This window comes from Bradyrhizobium glycinis (genome assembly GCF_016031655.1).
Taxonomy (GTDB): domain Bacteria; phylum Pseudomonadota; class Alphaproteobacteria; order Rhizobiales; family Xanthobacteraceae; genus Bradyrhizobium; species Bradyrhizobium glycinis.
Genome location: NZ_JACCHQ010000048.1, coordinates 13474 through 29249, shown reverse-complemented (window position 1 = coordinate 29249; position 15776 = coordinate 13474). Strand labels below are relative to the sequence as shown.

15 protein-coding genes are annotated in these 15776 nt (G+C 65.6%); 4 read left to right on the top strand and 11 right to left on the bottom strand.

The annotated features are described in order from the left end of the window. Nucleotides 1-289 (top strand): ISAs1 family transposase (locus tag HZZ16_RS36165; protein WP_197955538.1); only part of this gene is annotated, 289 nt, incomplete at its 5' end. A gap of 60 nt (nucleotides 290-349) precedes the next feature. Beyond that, nucleotides 350-1285, top strand: a complete 936-nt coding sequence (locus tag HZZ16_RS36160; protein WP_197955536.1) for an alpha/beta hydrolase — start codon at nucleotides 350-352, stop codon at nucleotides 1283-1285. A gap of 10 nt (nucleotides 1286-1295) precedes the next feature. On the opposite strand, the gene HZZ16_RS36155 is transcribed toward HZZ16_RS36160, so the two are convergent. Next, the gene (locus HZZ16_RS36155; protein WP_197955534.1) at nucleotides 1296-1544 is read right to left on the bottom strand and encodes a hypothetical protein; all 249 of its coding nucleotides are present in this window, start codon (nucleotides 1542-1544) and stop codon (nucleotides 1296-1298) included. Nucleotides 1545-1757: 213 nt separating this feature from the next. On the opposite strand from HZZ16_RS36155, the gene HZZ16_RS36150 reads away from it, so the two are divergent. Beyond that, the gene (locus tag HZZ16_RS36150; RefSeq protein WP_197955550.1) at nucleotides 1758-2630 is read left to right on the top strand and encodes a hypothetical protein; all 873 of its coding nucleotides are present in this window, start codon (nucleotides 1758-1760) and stop codon (nucleotides 2628-2630) included. On the opposite strand, the gene HZZ16_RS36145 is transcribed toward HZZ16_RS36150, so the two are convergent. The 3 genes from HZZ16_RS36145 to HZZ16_RS36135 all read right to left on the bottom strand — a co-directional run bounded on the left by HZZ16_RS36145 (nucleotide 2627) and on the right by HZZ16_RS36135 (nucleotide 4967). Continuing rightward, complete coding sequence (locus tag HZZ16_RS36145) at nucleotides 2627-3187, bottom strand: carboxymuconolactone decarboxylase family protein (RefSeq protein ID WP_197955532.1); 561 nt, start codon at nucleotides 3185-3187, stop codon at nucleotides 2627-2629. The genes HZZ16_RS36150 and HZZ16_RS36145 overlap by 4 nt on opposite strands. A gap of 106 nt (nucleotides 3188-3293) precedes the next feature. Continuing rightward, nucleotides 3294-4457 (bottom strand): PLP-dependent cysteine synthase family protein, encoded by a 1164-nt coding sequence (locus HZZ16_RS36140; RefSeq protein WP_197955531.1) that lies wholly within the window; start codon nucleotides 4455-4457, stop codon nucleotides 3294-3296. Nucleotides 4458-4502: 45 nt separating this feature from the next. After that, the gene (locus tag HZZ16_RS36135; RefSeq protein ID WP_197955523.1) at nucleotides 4503-4967 is read right to left on the bottom strand and encodes an Lrp/AsnC family transcriptional regulator; all 465 of its coding nucleotides are present in this window, start codon (nucleotides 4965-4967) and stop codon (nucleotides 4503-4505) included. A gap of 158 nt (nucleotides 4968-5125) precedes the next feature. Here HZZ16_RS36135 and HZZ16_RS36130 point away from each other — a divergent pair, with 158 nt between their 5' ends. Then, complete coding sequence (locus HZZ16_RS36130) at nucleotides 5126-6142, top strand: 1-aminocyclopropane-1-carboxylate deaminase (RefSeq protein WP_197955522.1); 1017 nt, start codon at nucleotides 5126-5128, stop codon at nucleotides 6140-6142. 225 nt (nucleotides 6143-6367) lie between these two features. Here HZZ16_RS36130 and recQ read toward each other — a convergent pair whose 3' ends face one another. The 7 genes from recQ to HZZ16_RS36095 all read right to left on the bottom strand — a co-directional run bounded on the left by recQ (nucleotide 6368) and on the right by HZZ16_RS36095 (nucleotide 15683). Further along, the gene (recQ, locus tag HZZ16_RS36125; protein ID WP_197955520.1) at nucleotides 6368-8233 is read right to left on the bottom strand and encodes a DNA helicase RecQ; all 1866 of its coding nucleotides are present in this window, start codon (nucleotides 8231-8233) and stop codon (nucleotides 6368-6370) included. A gap of 129 nt (nucleotides 8234-8362) precedes the next feature. Continuing rightward, on the bottom strand, nucleotides 8363-9106 hold the full coding sequence (locus HZZ16_RS36120) for a polysaccharide deacetylase family protein (RefSeq protein ID WP_197955548.1): 744 nt from the start codon (nucleotides 9104-9106) through the stop codon (nucleotides 8363-8365). A 102-nt stretch (nucleotides 9107-9208) separates the two neighbouring features. Continuing rightward, the gene (gene metA, locus HZZ16_RS36115; RefSeq protein WP_197955519.1) at nucleotides 9209-10207 is read right to left on the bottom strand and encodes a homoserine O-succinyltransferase MetA; all 999 of its coding nucleotides are present in this window, start codon (nucleotides 10205-10207) and stop codon (nucleotides 9209-9211) included. A 12-nt stretch (nucleotides 10208-10219) separates the two neighbouring features. Further along, nucleotides 10220-11521, bottom strand: a complete 1302-nt coding sequence (locus HZZ16_RS36110) for an O-acetylhomoserine aminocarboxypropyltransferase/cysteine synthase family protein (protein WP_197955518.1) — start codon at nucleotides 11519-11521, stop codon at nucleotides 10220-10222. A gap of 248 nt (nucleotides 11522-11769) precedes the next feature. Further along, nucleotides 11770-13332 (bottom strand): amidase family protein, encoded by a 1563-nt coding sequence (locus tag HZZ16_RS36105; RefSeq protein WP_197955517.1) that lies wholly within the window; start codon nucleotides 13330-13332, stop codon nucleotides 11770-11772. 123 nt (nucleotides 13333-13455) lie between these two features. Continuing rightward, nucleotides 13456-14490: an aldo/keto reductase gene (locus tag HZZ16_RS36100; RefSeq protein ID WP_197955516.1), complete on the bottom strand. Its 1035-nt coding sequence runs from the start codon at nucleotides 14488-14490 to the stop codon at nucleotides 13456-13458. An 11-nt stretch (nucleotides 14491-14501) separates the two neighbouring features. After that, nucleotides 14502-15683, bottom strand: a complete 1182-nt coding sequence (locus HZZ16_RS36095) for an MFS transporter (protein WP_197955515.1) — start codon at nucleotides 15681-15683, stop codon at nucleotides 14502-14504. Nucleotides 15684-15776: the final 93 nt, after the last annotated feature.

Below are 15776 nucleotides of genomic sequence, written 5' to 3'. Positions count from 1 at the left end.
GGCTCGATACTTCCTGGCATCGCGTCCGCTCCCAGCCAAGAAGCTGCTTGAAGCCGTGCGCGCTCATTGGGGCATCGAAAACAATTTGCACTGGGTTCTCGACGTTCTGTTCGACGAGGACGCTTGCCGCAGCCGGAAAGGCCATGCTGCCGAAAACCTCGCAGCCATCCGCAAGCTGGCTATCAATACGCTGCAGGCAACACCTGGACCTGCCCGCACCAGCCACAAAATGCTCGAAGCCAGATGGAATAACGACTTCCTTCTCTCCGCCCTCGCTCATATGCGATAGCCCTACCCTCCAGGGGAGGGTAAGACAGGCTATAGTGCGGTCCATGCTACGGAGTCCGCCATGCCGCTCGATCCGCTCGCAAAGCGTTTGTTGACCATGATGGCTGCGGCTGCGCCGCAGGCGCGGAGCCGGCCGAGCGTGGAGGCGCGGCGGCAATCGCTGGCAAAGCTGATGCAGTTCGCCCGGGCCGAGGCGCCGGATGTGACGACCACCGACGGCATGCTGCCCGGTCCCGGCGGCGAGCTGCCCTATCGCCTCTACACGCCGGCCGGCACTGAAGCGCCCGCACCGGGCTTCGTGTTCTTTCATGGCGGCGGCCTCGTCGCCGGCAGCATTGCCACGCACGACCGCATTGCGGCGGCGTTGGCGCATGCCACCGGCTGCCGCCTCGTGTCGGTCGACTACCGGCTCGCGCCGGAGCACAAATTCCCCGCCGCGGTCGAGGATGCGATCGCCGCCGCCGAATGGGTGGCGCGCGAGGCGGCATCGCTCGGCATCGACGCTGGCCGGCTCGTCATCGGCGGCGATTCCGCCGGCGCCACACTCGCGGCGATCGTGTGCCAGAATGCGGCGCAGACCGCCGGCCTCTCCATCGCCGCCCAGTGCCTGATCTGCCCGGTGCTGGATTTCGAAGAGACCTCCCCCTCGCGCGAGGCCTTTGCCGAGGGCCATCTGATCGATCGCGTCACGATCGAAGCCGATCTTTCCGATTATCTGCCTGACGGCATCGATGCCGCCGATCCCCGCGTCTCTCCGTTGCGCGCGACACTCCTCACGGACCTGCCGACCGCGATCATCCACACCGCCGAGTACGACCCGATGCGCGACGAAGGCAATGCCTATGCCCGCAGGCTGCTCGCCGCGGGGGTCGCGGTCGAGCATGTCTGCCACGATGGCATGGTCCACAATTTCCACGCCATGGGCGCAATCCTGCCCCAGGCACAGCTCGTGCTGTCGCAGATCGGCGAGCAGGTGCGGCGGGCGGTGAAGAGGTGATAGCGCTCAATCACACGCGCGCGCCGATCACTGCGCGCGCTGCCGCGACATATTCCGGCCAGTGCGCGTCCGCATAGCGCTCCGCCTGCCATGCACAGGTGATGTCGGGCGCATGCGCCGCCGCAATCGTGCGCGCGAAGCGCTCTTCCGCGACCGTCACCTCGCCGGGCTCGGCCGTGGGTGCAGCAGCCACCGCAGCACTCGGAGCAACGGCGAGCCCCGCCAGACCGGTGAGCAGGATGCGGCGTGACGTGTTCATGGCTGTCTCCTCCATTCTTCGGCCTGCACTTTGGCGGGCGAGTGTGTCAGTGCGATCACGGCAGGGTAACCGCACATATCCATGCCGTCCATCGCTTGCGGATAGCGCTTGACCAGGCGGGCGATCACGTTCCATCTAACAACGGTCTTGCCCCCAAATCGCCACGCGTCGGATCGTCACGTGCCTCTTCGCCGCCAATCCCGTCATCCGGCGTTGCGCGCCGCCGCGGCGGGATTGCTGTGTCTGGCGATCCCGGCAGGAGGGGCCTTTGCCGCCGATGACGAGGAAGACGGGCCCACGAGGCCGACCGGCCCGAACATCTATCTCGATCTTCGCACCATCTATGCGACGATCCCCGCAGGCACGCTCGCGCTCGGCTTCGGCAACTCCTCGCTGTCGGCCGCATTCGAAGCCCTGGTGGCACGACGAGGCACGACGCTGCCGAACGGACTGCCGGCCGCGAAATCGATGGCGATCGACCTGCCGCTGACCGTCGACGTCAGCGACCGCGTTTCGCTCTACGGCGGCGTCTCCGGTACGACGACGGATATCGGCGCCGGCTGGTCGTCCTTCGAAATCACGAGCTGGAACATCGGCGTGCAGGCCGATCTCTACCAGCAGAACGGCGGGAAGATCCCGACCATCACGCTGCAATCGACCCTGACGCAGTCGGTGCCGAACGAGCAGGGCATGACGAATTCCTTCAACAACATTGTGGAATTCGGCTACGCGCTCGACGAGGACGAGACACGGGGCTGGCTCGCCGGCCTGCAATACACCACTACCACGATCGCCAGCCCGTTCGCCGCGATCCGGCCGAACACGATCCTCTATGCCGGCGGCTATTACCAATGGCCGAGCAACTGGAAGTTCACGGGGCGCCTCGGCATGCAGTCGTTCGGCGGCGCGCAGCTCGCGGGCCGGACGCTCGCGAAATCCTTCACCCAGCCGATCCTGCGGCTCGACCTCGATCGCATGGACGACAACGACAACCGCCTGTTCGGCATCACTGCGCAGATCGCTTGGATGCCGAAGCCGTCCTATCAGGTGACGTTGCGAACGCCGCTCTACGCGGTGCGGAATTAGTCCGGCACCGGTACATCGAACGTGTTGAGCGTGACCGAGACCATGCAGTAGACGCCGACGAGATAGGACAGCTCGGCCGCGCCATGCTCGCCGAATTCCTTCACGGCCGCACGCCAGGTCAGCTCCGGCAGCACGCCGCCGCTGACCAGTGCCGAGGCCATGTCATAGGCGATGGCTTCCTGCTTGGTCAGGTCCACCGGCCGCTGGCCGGCAACGATGGTCGCGAGCTTCTCATCGGAGAGGCCGCGCTGCTCGGCCACCAATACATGGGCATAGAGCTCGTAACCGGAGCGGAAATGCGAGCCGGTGACGAGGATCGCGACCTCGCGTACGGCCGCGGGCAGCAGCGGGTTCGACGCGATCGCCTTGACCAGCTCCCACACCGGCTTGCCGAAACGCGGCTCGCAGATCCAGGGATTCCAGGGCCCGAGCAGCGCGCCGTCCTCGCGCATGTTCACGAAGCCCTTAAAGTGGTCCTTGATGCCGGCCCGCATGTCGTCATAGAGCGGCTTCTGTTCGTCGGTCAGATCCTTGGGATCGAGAATGGGAAGGCGCACGGCGAGATCTCCTCGTTGAGAAGATGCAACCGTCACCTGCAGGGGCACGCAAGGCAAGTGAAGTTGCTGTGACGACCGCCATTCGCAAATGCCAGGCAGATCTCGGCTATGACGCCGTGGGGCCTGGCACACTTTGGGGATTGACCATGTCGTCGACATCCAGCGCCAGTGGCTCAGCTGTGGCGAGGAACGACGACAGCGCCGCCTCGAACGGCGCCGGGTTGAGACCGCGTGCGGCGAGCCAAGCGGGCTCGTAATAGGTCTGCCGATAGCGCTCGCCGGAATCGCAGATCAGCGTCACCAGCGATCCCGTGACGTTCGCCTCGCGCATCTCCGAGGCGAGCCGGCACAGCGCCACGAAATTGGTGCCGGTGGAGCCGCCGACCGGACGGCGCAGCCGGCGCGACAGCACGTTCATCGCCGCGATCGTTGCCGCATCCGGGATCTTCATCATGCGATCGACAACGCCCGGCACGAAGGACGGCTCGCAGCGCGGCCGGCCGACGCCCTCGATCAGCGACGGGCGGTCGCAAGTCTGGGAGCGGTCCTGCGTGCGGAAGCAGTCGAAGAAGGCGGAATGCTCGACATCGGCGACGCACAGCCGGGTCGGATACTGCCGATAGCGCAAGTAGCGCCCGATGGTCGCCGACGTGCCGCCGGTGCCGGCGCCCATCACGATCCAGTCCGGCAGCGGGCGCGGCTCGCCCTGCAACTGCGTGAAGATCGATTCGGCAATGTTGTTGTTGCCGCGCCAGTCGGTGGCGCGCTCGGCGAAGGTGAACTGGTCCATGTAATGGCCGTTCAGCCGGGCGGCGAGCGCGGCGGCCTCCGCATAGAGAGCACGGCCATCATCGATCAAATGGCAATTGCCGCCATAATGCTCGATCGCGGCGATCTTCTCTGCCGAGGTCGTGCGCGGCATCACGGCGTAGAAGGGCACGCCAATCATCTCCGCGAAATAGGCTTCCGATACCGCGGTCGATCCCGACGAGGCCTCGACCACGGGCGTGCCTTCGCGGATGTGGCCGTTGCAGAGCGCGTACAGAAACAGCGAGCGCGCGAGCCGGTGCTTCAGGCTGCCGGTCGGATGCGTGGACTCATCCTTCAGATAGATGTCGATGCCTGATAGCGCCGGCACGATCAGCCGGATCAGATGCGTATCGGCGGTGCGGCACTGATCGGCCTCGATGGCGGCCACGGCGTCGTCGACCCAGCCGCGCCGATAGGCCGGCCCGGCCGGATTGTGGTGGCGGAAGGGGAATGTCTGCATCGCACGAACCTCTCATGATGCGGATGGCGCATCAAGTGCTGACGCCTAGAACTCCAGCGGCGCGTTGTCGACGACCTCCTTCATCACGAAGAAGGTCCGGGTCTGGCGCACGCCGGGGAGCGCGATCAGCTGCTCGCCGTGGATGCGGTTGAAATCCTCCATGTCGCCGACGCGGATCTTGAGGAAGTAATCGAAATCGCCGGCGACGAGGTGACAGTCGAGCACGAATTTCAGCTTGGCGATCGCCTGCTCGAAGGTGGCAAAGCTCTCCGGCGTCGAGCGGTCGAGCACGACGCCGACCATCACCAGCGTGCCCTTGGCCACCTTCTTTGGCGCGACCATGGCTCGGACAGCGGCGATGAAGCCGCCCTCGAACAGGCGCTGGGTGCGACGGTGGCAGGTGGCGGGGCTGATCGCGACCGTTTCGGCCAGCTCGGCATTGCTGAGCCGACCGTTATTCTGAAGCAATCTCAAGATCTTAAGGTCGGTGCGGTCGAGTCGGGCAGCCATGAATGAAGCTTCCGTAAATAGGTGCTGTTCTGGAAGAAATATTAGCAATCGTCACGGCTTGCGCAAGAAATCACGCAATATGGGCGCAATATTCGGGAGCACATTTTCCCAACGCGATGCTAGGGAGCCGCCAACACCAACGCCAATCGGGATGACCCATGAAGCTGGACAAATTTCCGCGCTATCCTTTGACCTTCGGCCCGACGCCCATCGAAAAGCTGGAGCGCTTGTCAAAACATCTCGGCGGCCATGTCGAGGTCTATGCCAAGCGCGAGGACTGCAATTCCGGCCTCGCCTATGGCGGCAACAAGCTGCGCAAGCTCGAATACATCATTCCCGATGCGATCGCCTCCAATGCCGATACGCTGGTTTCGATCGGCGGCGTGCAATCCAACCACACCCGCATGATCGCGGCAGTCGCGGCCAAGCTCGGCATGAAATGCCGCCTGGTGCAGGAAGCTTGGGTGCCGCACGAGGACGCCGTCTATGACCGCGTCGGCAACATCATGCTCTCGCGCATCATGGGCGCCGACGTGCGCTTGGTCGACGACGGCTTCGATATCGGCATCCGCAAAAGCTGGGAGCAGGCGATCGAGGAAGTGAAGGCCGCAGGCGGCAAGCCTTACGCCATTCCTGCCGGCGCCTCCGTGCATAAGTATGGCGGCCTCGGCTATGTCGGCTTTGCCGAGGAGGTGCGCAAGCAGGAAGCCGAGCTCGGCTTCAAGTTCGACTACATCATCGTCTGCACCGTCACCGGCTCCACCCATGCCGGCATGCTCGTCGGGTTTGCGGCGGACGGCCGTGCGCGAAAAGTGATCGGTATCGATGCTTCCTTCACGCCCGCCCAGACCAAGGCGCAGGTGCTCGAGATTGCGCAGAACACGGCAAAGCTCGTCGAGCTCGGCAAGGATCTCGTCGCTGAGGACGTCGTGCTGATCGAGGACTACGCCTATCCGGCCTATGGCGTGCCGTCGGAGGAGACGAAGGAGGCGATCCGCCTCACCGCGCGCCTCGAAGGCATGATCACCGACCCCGTCTACGAGGGCAAGTCGATGCAGGGCCTGATCGATCTCGCCAAGAAGGGCTATTTCGAGAAGGGCGCGAAGATCCTCTACGCCCATCTCGGCGGCGCGCCGGCCCTGAACGGCTATGCGTATGCGTTTAGAAATGGGTGAGTGAGGGCGTAGCTCTCGCGCGTCATACTCCGCTGTCGTCCCGGGGCGCGACGAAATCGCGAGCCCGGGACCCATAACCACAGGGAGGCATTTGGCGAAGACGCGCGGTTGCCGGTCTGCCAAACTTCTCCCTGTGGGTATGGATCCCGGATCTCCGCGCGCTTGAGGCGCGCTTGTCCGGGATGACGTGTGGAGGGAGTTGAGTGCCCCAACAAGCTTAGCTCCCTACCGAGTCCTGACGATCTGCAGCAGCTCGTCGCCATAATGCTCGAGCTTCTTGTCGCCGATCCCCGGCACGTTGCGCAGCTCGTCGAGCGTTGTGGGCCAGGCCCGGACGATGCCGTCGATCGTTGCATCGTGCAGCACGACATAGGCCGGCACGCCGCGTTCGCGCGCGATCTCTGACCGCCAGGCGCGCAGGCGCGCGCGCAATTCGGGATCGACGTCGCCTTGCGGCGCGTTCGCCGCCGGCGCGAGGTCGCCGCGGCGCGACTTGGCGCGGCTGGCGCGAACACGCGTGCCGGGCGCCTCCTCGCGGAGCCAGACTTCGGTCTCGCCGCGCAGCACCCCGCGCGAAGACTCCGTCAGCTTGAGCGCGCCGTAGGCTTCGCTGTCGCTGCGCAAATGGCCCATCGCCACCAATTGCCGCAGCACCGTGCGCCACTGCTTCTCGTTGAGCTCGCGGCCAATGCCGAACACCGACAGCTTGTCGTGGCCGAACTGCGTGACCTTCTCGGTCAGACGCCCCACCAGCACGTCGATCAAATGCATGGCGCCGAAGCGCTGGCCGGTGCGATAGACGCAGGACAATAGCTTCTGCGCCAGCACCTTGCCGTCGCGCATCTTCGGCGGCGTCAGGCAATTGTCGCAATTGCCGCAGCTCTCGCCCATCACGATCTCGCCGAAATAGGCGAGCAGGCGCCGGCGCCGGCAATGCGGCGTCTCGGCGAGCCCAACCAGCGCATCGAGCTTGCCGATCGAGACCCGCTTGAAATCCTCCGATCCGGCCGATTCGTCGATCATGCGGCGCTGCTGCACGATGTCGGAGAGGCCATAGGTCATCCACGCCGTCGACGGCTTGCCGTCACGGCCGGCGCGTCCCGTCTCCTGGTAATAGGCCTCGATGCTCTTGGGCAGGTCGAGATGGGCGACGAAGCGAACGTCGGGCTTGTCGATGCCCATGCCGAAGGCGATGGTCGCGACGATGACGATGCCGTCCTCGTTGAGGAAGCGATCCTGGTTGCGCGAGCGCAACGCTCCGTCAAGCCCGGCGTGGTAGGGCAGCGCCGCAATGCCGGCCTCGGCAAGCGCGGCGGCGACCTCCTCGACGCGGTTGCGCGACAGGCAATAGACCACGCCGGCATCGCCCAGGTGGCGCTCGCGGATGAATTCCTTCAGCTGCGACACCGCATTGCGCTTGTCGACGATCTCATAGCGGATGTTGGGCCGGTCGAAGCTCGAGACGAACTGCGGCGCGCCCGTCAGCTGAAGCCGCTCGATGATCTCCTTGCGCGTCAGCTCGTCGGCGGTCGCGGTCAGCGCGATGCGCGGTACGTCGGGAAAGCGCTCGGCGATGACGGAAAGGCCGACATATTCGGGCCGGAAATCGTGGCCCCATTGCGAGACGCAATGCGCCTCGTCGATGGCAAACAGCGCCACCTTCGCCTGCGCCAGCAGCGACAGGCAGCGCGGCGTGACCAGCCGTTCCGGCGCGACATAGAGCAGGTCGAGATCGCCCGCGAGCAGGCGGCGTTCGATGTCGGACGCCTCCTGCGGCGTCAGCGACGAGTTCAGTGCGGCGGCGTTGACGCCGGCCTCGATCAGGCCGGCGACCTGGTCGCGCATCAACGCGATCAGCGGCGAGACCACGATGCCGCAGCCTTCGCGTAGCAAGGACGGAAGCTGATAGCACAGCGACTTGCCGCCGCCGGTCGGCATCAAGACCAGGCAATTGCCGCCCTCTGTGACGTGGCGGATGATCTCGCCCTGCGCGCCGCGGAATCCCGGCAGACCGAACACCGAATGCAGCGCCGACAGCGCGTCGCGGCCGTTGGCCGGCGCAGGCAGCGGAGCGTTGGAGGGAGCGGACATGGGCGGAGCGGATCAGGCCGTGAGATTCGTCACAAGGCCAGTCGCATGCTGGTGTGGCGGTGGCAAGGCTGTTTTGAGGGGCATGGACTCTCTAGCCCTCTCTCCTTTGTGGGAGAAGGGAAGAGGGACCTACGCCCCCATCCGTCGCAGCGCTTCTGCGACGGTCACGATGGGCATGTTGCGCTTGGCGGCGGCTTCGAGCGCATGACGCATCAGATGCGGCGTGCAGCCATAGGGGCTCGGTCTGCCGGTGACGTCGTGGCCGTAGAAGATGAGCCAACCGCCGCTCACAACCGCCTCGTCGAAATAGCGATCGACCCCCGCCTCGTCGATCTCGCAATCAATCAACGGCGAGGCGCGCAGGAATTGCAGGTCGATGACACCGCTGTTGACGCCGGGAAAAATGCCGCGCGCGGAACGGAAGGTCTTCGCGAGTTGCGGCTTACGCCACACCGAGGCGATGCCATAGGGATAGGCGAAGTTCTCCAGCGTGATCGAGGCATCGATGCCGCGGAGATGACTGCGGTTTCGTTCGATCTCGCGGGCCATCGCGGCCTCGTCGAGCGTGGCCGAGCTCTGATGCGAGAAGGTGTGGCAGGCGATCTCGTGCCCGGCGCGGTGAAGCCGAACGATGGCGTCATCCGACAGGCCATGCCAATGCTCCGACGGCTGACCGATCAGGCTGCCGGCAAGGTAATAGGTGCCGCGGCCGCCATGTCGCTCCAGAAGCTCGGCGCCCTCGTCTGCGGCGCTGTCGGGGGCGTCGTCGAACGTGAAGCTCACCATCGGCGCATGCGCAGGCAGCCGGTGCGGCGCGGCGCGGAAATGCCGGGCCAGCCGATTGCTCACGCGTCCCTGGAGTGACGACCACACGACTGCGTTTCCCATGATGCCTTGCTCTACTGAAACATTCGTGCGCAGGTCGAGGCAAGCCTAACGCCCGGGTAATCCTAACGCCGAACAAGACCGCTTCGGCTAGCGCACCGACATCGACGCGTCGGCGTCCGCGCCGAGATAGCGCAACCAATTGCGGAAGAGCACCGCTGCCGCGTCGCCAGCGCCGATATCGGCGCGCAGCTTCAGCGCGGGCAGCTCGTTGCTGAGCGCCGGATGGCGCTGGTGCGCCGCCTTTCTCTCGAAGCGAGCCAGCTTCTCTTCCGTCGCTGCGTCAAAATAACTCGCCGGCAGGCGCGGATAGGTCTCCCGCTCCCGCGCGAGGTAGCGGCCGATGTCACGCAGATATTCACGCTGCAGCGACAGCGTGTCATATTCCGGGTGGCCCTGGAAGAACACGAAGCGGCTCTCATATTGGCGAACGAAGACGTCGACGCCGGCCTCCTGCGAGCGTGTCAGCACCTGATAACCGGCCTGTACGAGGTCGCTCTCGGCGATCTCGTTCAGGCGTGAATGCGAGACCTTGAGCGGCGCGGGCGCAGAGCGGATCAGCGAATCGTCCGTGACGACCTCGCAATCGAAAATGCCGTGACATTTGGCCGGCAGCCGCCGCCGTTCGACGCCGTCGAGGTGCAGCACCGCGGCATGCGCGGCAAGGCACGACCAGATCGTCGAGCGGGTGTTGGCCTTGGCCCAGTCGATCAGGTTGGTGAGGTCGCGCCAGTACGGCTCCCGCTCGAGCTCGGGGGCAATCGGCTCCGCGCCTGTTACGATCAGCCCGTCGAACTTGCCGCGCTCGAGATCGGAAAGGTCGGAATATTCGCTCTCCACATGCCACTTCGCTTCCGGCGACCGCTTCACGCTGGGAAGCGAGAAGCAGTGGAAGCGGATACGGCGCGAGCCCGCTGCCGCCTGAAGCAGCTTCATGAACTGTCGCTCGGTGGCCTTCAACGCGGCATCCGGCATGTTGTTGACGAGGCCGATGGTGAGCTCGGCGCCGGCATCGCGCGCGAGTTCGTGCGCGGCCGGCACCAGCGTCGGGCCCGCGATGACCTGATCCTTGTCGATCAAGATCGTCATGGCCGGCGCCGCCTACTCCGCGGCCTCGCGGCGCGCCGACGGGCAGGCCTTTTCCAGTGCCTGGTCGATGTCTGCAATGATGTCCGAGACATGCTCGATGCCGATCGACAGACGGATCGTCTCCGGAAGCACGCCGGCGGCGCGCTGTTGCTCCGCCGACATCTGCCGATGGGTGGTCGATGCCGGGTGGCAGGCGAGCGACTTGGCATCACCGATATTGACGAGGCGCGTGATCAGCTTCAGCGCATCGTAGAACGTCTTGCCGGCCTCCATGCCGCCCTTGATGCCGAAGGTGAACAGCGAGGAGGCGTTGCCGTTCAGGTACTTCTGCACCAGGGGATAATAGGGGCTGTCCGGAAAACCGGTGTAGTTGACCCAGGCCACGCGCGGATCGCCGCGCAGGAATTCGGCGACCTTGCGGGCGTTCTTGACATGGCGCTCCATGCGCAGCGCCACGGTCTCGATGCCCTGGAGCAGCAGGAAGGCATTGAACGGCGAGAGCACCGAGCCCATGGTGCGCTGATAGACGCTGCGCGCGCGCTCGATATAGGCGGTCTTGCCGAAGCGCTCGGCATAGACCAGGCCGTGATAGGAAGCGTCGGGCTTGTTGTACGCCTGAAAGCGGTCAGCGTACTTGGCCCACGGAAAATTTCCGGAATCGACGATGGCGCCGCCGAGCGTGGTGCCGTGGCCGCCCAAGAACTTGGTCAGCGAATGCACCGCGATGTCGGCGCCGTAGTCGAACGGCTTGAAGAGGATCGGGGTGGCGACGGTGTTGTCGACGATCAGCGGCACGCCATGCGCATGCGCGACCTTCGCCAGCGCCTCGATGTCGCAGACATTGCCGGCGGGATTGCCGATGGTCTCGGCGAACACGGCGCGGGTGTTCTCGTCGATCAGCTTCTCGACTGCCTCAGGCTTGTCGCTCTCTGCGAAACGGCCGATGATGCCCTGGCGCGGCAGGATGTGGGAGAGCAGCGTGTGCGTGGTGCCGTAGAGCTGCGGCACCGAGACGATGTTGCCGCCGTGATCGGCGACGTTGACGAAGGCGAAATGCAGCGCGGCCTGCCCGGTCGCGACCGCGAGCGCGCCGACGCCGCCTTCGAGCTGGGCGATGCGTTTCTCCAGCACTGCGCTGGTCGGATTGGCGATGCGGCTGTAGCGAAAGCCTTCGGTCTCGAGATTGAACAGGGCTGCGCCGTGATCGGCGCTGTCGAAGGCGTAGGCCGCGGTCTGGTAGATCGGCACGGCCACCGCGTGCGTGGTCGCTTCAGGCTCGTAGCCGGCGTGAATAGCGATCGTCTCGTTGCGCATCGTGCCACCTCCGCGTGGAGCGGGCCGCACTTATTGGCCTAGAATGAGGCATGTGCGTTGTCCGCCGCCCCTCTGTTAGAGGCGGGTGGTAAAGCGGACAATAATTCGCCTAGAGATCGAGGAAGTAACCCTAATGCATGCTCGCGGATTGACTGAAATTCGGGTTAAGGCCGATTAACCAACGCCCGCAGGCACCCTCTCCCACAAGGACGAGGGTGCCGCCGTCAACGCTGCGATAGCTCGCGGCATCAGCCCATCTGCTGCCACAGCCGGTGGGCGAGCACGCCGGCGCGTTTCTCGATTGCGGCTGCGGCATCGAGTGCGAGATCCTCGCGATAGCGCCCGGCAATCAGCTGCACGCCGATCGGCTTGCCGTCATGCAGCGTCACCGGCACCACCGCGCCGGGCAGGCCCAGCACGTTGATGGCGGAGATGAAGCGGATCTCGCCCCAGAAGATCTCGCGCACGCGCTCGGAGCTGACGGTGTCCTCGCGCGGGCCCGGCGTCGGCTTCACAGTGGTCGGCGCCAGCACCACCGGATACTCCTCGAAGAACAATTGCCAGGCGCGGATATGGCCGTTCCGCGCGGCGGTGGCCTGCATCCAGCCCTTGAGGTCGAGCACGTTGGCCTTGGCCTTCATGCCGCCCCAGGATTTGTGAAAATCCTCGGACGTGACCTTCAGCATGGCGGCCTCCTGCATCATCACGGTCTCGTTGGTGATGATGTCGCACCAGGTCTGCCAGACGCCGTTGATGTCGGGCACGTCGACCTCGCTGACACGATAGCCGGACCGTTCGAGATGATCGGCGGCCTGGCGCAGCGCCGCGGCGACAGACGGATCGACATCCATGTCCTCGGGGAACTTTGCCAGCGCGACCTTGATCGGCCGCTTCGGCCGCTCGCCGACGAGCGGCGCCGGCACCCACCAGGGATCGCGGGGATCGCGCTGGCTCATGACCTCCAGGGCGAGGCGCACGTCGGCGACATGGCGCGCGAGCGGCCCCTGCGCCGACATCAGATGCGCCAGCATCGGCCGCTCCGACGTTGCGCTTCCGTTGAATGCGGGGACGCGGCCCTGGGTCGGCTTGATGGTGGCAACGCCATTGCAATGCGCCGGCCAGCGCAGCGAGCCGCCGATGTCGTTGCCGTGGGCGATGGTGCCGATGCCCGCCGCGACCGCCGAGCCCGCCCCGCCCGAGGAGCCGCCGCAGGTGATGTCAGGATCCCAGGGGTTGAGCGTCAGCCCATGCAGGGGATTGTCGGTGAAGCCGCGGAAGGAGAATTCGGGCGTGTTGGTGAGACCGATGACGATCGCGCCGGCCTTCTTCAGGTTGCGCACCACGGGCGCATCCGACGGCGCGATGAGGTCCTTGTTGGCGGGTACGCCGTTGAAATTCGGCCGCCCCTCGTAGTCGACATTTTCCTTGATCGTAATCGGCACGCCGTGCAGGAGGCCGAGCTCGCCACCCTTCGCGCGCTGCTTGTCGGCCGCGTGCGCCGCCTTGAGTGCTTCCTCCGAGAGATCGACGACGACCGCATTCAGCTTCGGATTGACGACGCGCATCCGTTCGAGATGCGCTTCGACCGTCTCAACCGCGGAGATGGCGCCGGAGCGGATCGCAGCCGCAGTCTCCACGGCCGACCATTGCCAGGGCGCCCCTTTGGGTCGGCGTGGGGCAGCGGACTTGCCCGGCACGGCCTTTCCGGCCGGCTTGGCGATGGCGCTCTTGCGGCCGGAGCTCGCCTTCCTCGAAGTCCTCGCCGTCTTCTTGAATACACTTTTCTTCTTGGTCACCGTCTTCTTCGCCACGCCGCATCTCCTCAATTTGCGCGGCGGAGGTTAGGGACGACGTGTGACCCTGTACAGGCGCGATTCTGCATGGCGCATTGTCGCGACGCTCTGTCGCAATCGCAACCGTCTATGAGCGAGCTCCTACACCAGCGGGGGATTGATCCGCGCAAAGCCCTCCTGGATGCTATAGGGATAGTACGGATAAGGCGGCATCACCGCGCTGACCTCATCGAGCCGCTTGATCTGGTCCGCGGTCAGCGACCAGCCGACGGCGCCGAGATTGTCGCGCAGCTGCGCCTCGTCGCGAGCCCCGATGATCACGGAGGAGACCGTGGGACGCGACAGCAGCCAGGCAATTGCGACCTGCGGCACGGTACGACCGGTCGCCGCGGCAATCGCATCCAGCACGTCAACGACGGTGTAGAGGCGCGCATCGTCCACGGACGGACCGAACTGCGCGGTGGCATGCAGGCGGCTTCCTTGCGGCAGCGGCTGGCCGCGCCGGATCTTTCCGGTGAGCCGGCCCCAGCCCAGCGGGCTCCAGACCAGTGCGCCGACGCCCTGATCGCGCGCGAGCGGCATCAGCTCCCATTCATAGTCGCGCCCGAGCAGCGAGTAATAGACCTGGTGCGCGACATAGCGCGGCCAGCTATGCCGGTCCGCGATGGCGAGGGACTTCATCAGCTGCCAGCCGGCGAAATTCGAGACGCCGACATAGCGCAGCTTGCCGGCGCGCACGAGCATATCGAGCGTGGACAGCACCTCCTCGATCGGCGTGAACGCGTCGAAGGCGTGGAGCTGAAGCAGATCGACATGGTCCGTGCCGAGCCGTCGTAGCGCCGCATCGACCGAGGCAAGCAGCCGCTGCCGCGACGAGCCGGCATCGAGCGGACCGTCGCCCATCGGCAGGCTCATCTTGGTCGAGATCAGCACCTTGTCGCGGCGCCCCTTGATCGCAGCGCCGAGGATCTCCTCGGAGGCGCCGTTCGAATAGACATCGGCGCTGTCGAACAGATTGACGCCGGCATCAAGGCAGATATCGACGAGCCTGCGGGCCTCATCGGTGCCGCTGCGGCCCCAGGCGGAGAACAACGGGCCCTGGCCACCGAACGTGCCGGTGCCGAAGCTGAGGACGGGAACTTTGAGCCCGGAAGCGCCGAGATTGCGGTATTCCATTGATCGCTCTCCTATTCCGCCGGGCACGCTGCGACTGCGGTCGCCGTGCGATCAAGCTGGAGACTCCACAGCGCCAGCACGAGACCGATGGCCGTGATCCCGGCTGCAACCAGCGGCAGCGCGGAGAGACCGAGCCCGTGGTCGATAGTGACGCCGCCGACCCAGGCGCCGAGCGCGTTGCCGAGATTGAACGCGGCGATGTTGAGGCTGGAGGCGAGCGTCCGGCCGCTGGGACCTGCGGCTTCCAGCACGCGAAGCTGAAGCGGCGCGACGGTCGCGAAGGCGGCGATGCCGAGGAGCAGGATCAGCACGATCGCTGGAATCTTGATCGACAGCACGACGGCCAGGCCAAGCAACACGATGGCGAGCGCGGCCAGTGTGCCGATCAAGGCGCGCGCAAGGCCGCGATCGGCGAGCTTGCCGCCGGCGACGTTGCCGATGGCTAGGCCAACGCCGAACACCAGCAGGATGGGGGACACCGCAGCTTCCGAGAAGCCGGTGAAGCGCGTCAGGATCGGCTGGATGTAGGTGAAGACGACGAACAGGCCGGCGAAGCCGAACACGGTCATCGCAAGACCGAGCAGCACCTGCCGGCGGCCGAGCACGGCCACTTCCTCGACAAGCGAGATCGGCTTGTCGTCGCTGCCGACATGACCCGGCACGAGCGCGGCGACCACCGCGAACGCGATCAGGCCGATGACGGTCACCGCCCAGAACGCCGCGCGCCAACCGAGCATCAGGCCGAACCAGGCACCGAAGGGCACGCCCAGCAGCGTCGCGACCGTCAGGCCGATGAACATGGTGGCGATCGCAGAGGCGCGCTTGTCCTCGGCGACGAGGCTGGTGGCCACCACCGAGCCGACGCCGAAGAACGTGCCGTGCGCGAGGGAGGTCAGCACGCGTGCGGCCATCAGCAATTCGTAAGTGGGCGCCAGGGCGCAAGCTGCGTTGCCGAGCGTGAAGATCGCCATCAAGGCCAGCAGCACGGTTTTCCGCGGCATACGCCGCGTCGCCAGCGTCAGTACCGGCGCGCCGACGAACACGCCGAGCGCATAGCCTGATATCAGCAGGCCCGCGACCGGCACCGAGACGTGCATGTCGGCGGCGACCTGCAGCAGCAGGCCCATGATGATGAATTCGGTGGTGCCGATGCCGAAGGCACCGGCGGTGAGTGCGAGAACGGCGGGAGGCATGCGTTGCTCCAAGGGATGAGACGAGCCACGCAGATAGCGGCACTGCCGCCAAACCATTAGAATGTCCGCAATCCAATCATTTGTGACGTGAAT

Coding starts and splice junctions, on each gene's coding strand:
- HZZ16_RS36160 (WP_197955536.1), top strand. CDS start 350: ATGCCGCTCGATCCGCTCGCAAAGCGTTTGTTGACCATGATGGCTGCG.
- HZZ16_RS36155 (WP_197955534.1), bottom strand. CDS start 1,544: ATGAACACGTCACGCCGCATCCTGCTCACCGGTCTGGCGGGGCTCGCC.
- HZZ16_RS36140 (WP_197955531.1), bottom strand. CDS start 4,457: ATGCAGACATTCCCCTTCCGCCACCACAATCCGGCCGGGCCGGCCTAT.
- HZZ16_RS36135 (WP_197955523.1), bottom strand. CDS start 4,967: ATGGCTGCCCGACTCGACCGCACCGACCTTAAGATCTTGAGATTGCTT.
- HZZ16_RS36130 (WP_197955522.1), top strand. CDS start 5,126: ATGAAGCTGGACAAATTTCCGCGCTATCCTTTGACCTTCGGCCCGACG.
- recQ (WP_197955520.1), bottom strand. CDS start 8,233: ATGTCCGCTCCCTCCAACGCTCCGCTGCCTGCGCCGGCCAACGGCCGC.
- metA (WP_197955519.1), bottom strand. CDS start 10,207: ATGACGATCTTGATCGACAAGGATCAGGTCATCGCGGGCCCGACGCTG.
- HZZ16_RS36110 (WP_197955518.1), bottom strand. CDS start 11,521: ATGCGCAACGAGACGATCGCTATTCACGCCGGCTACGAGCCTGAAGCG.
- HZZ16_RS36100 (WP_197955516.1), bottom strand. CDS start 14,490: ATGGAATACCGCAATCTCGGCGCTTCCGGGCTCAAAGTTCCCGTCCTC.
- HZZ16_RS36095 (WP_197955515.1), bottom strand. CDS start 15,683: ATGCCTCCCGCCGTTCTCGCACTCACCGCCGGTGCCTTCGGCATCGGC.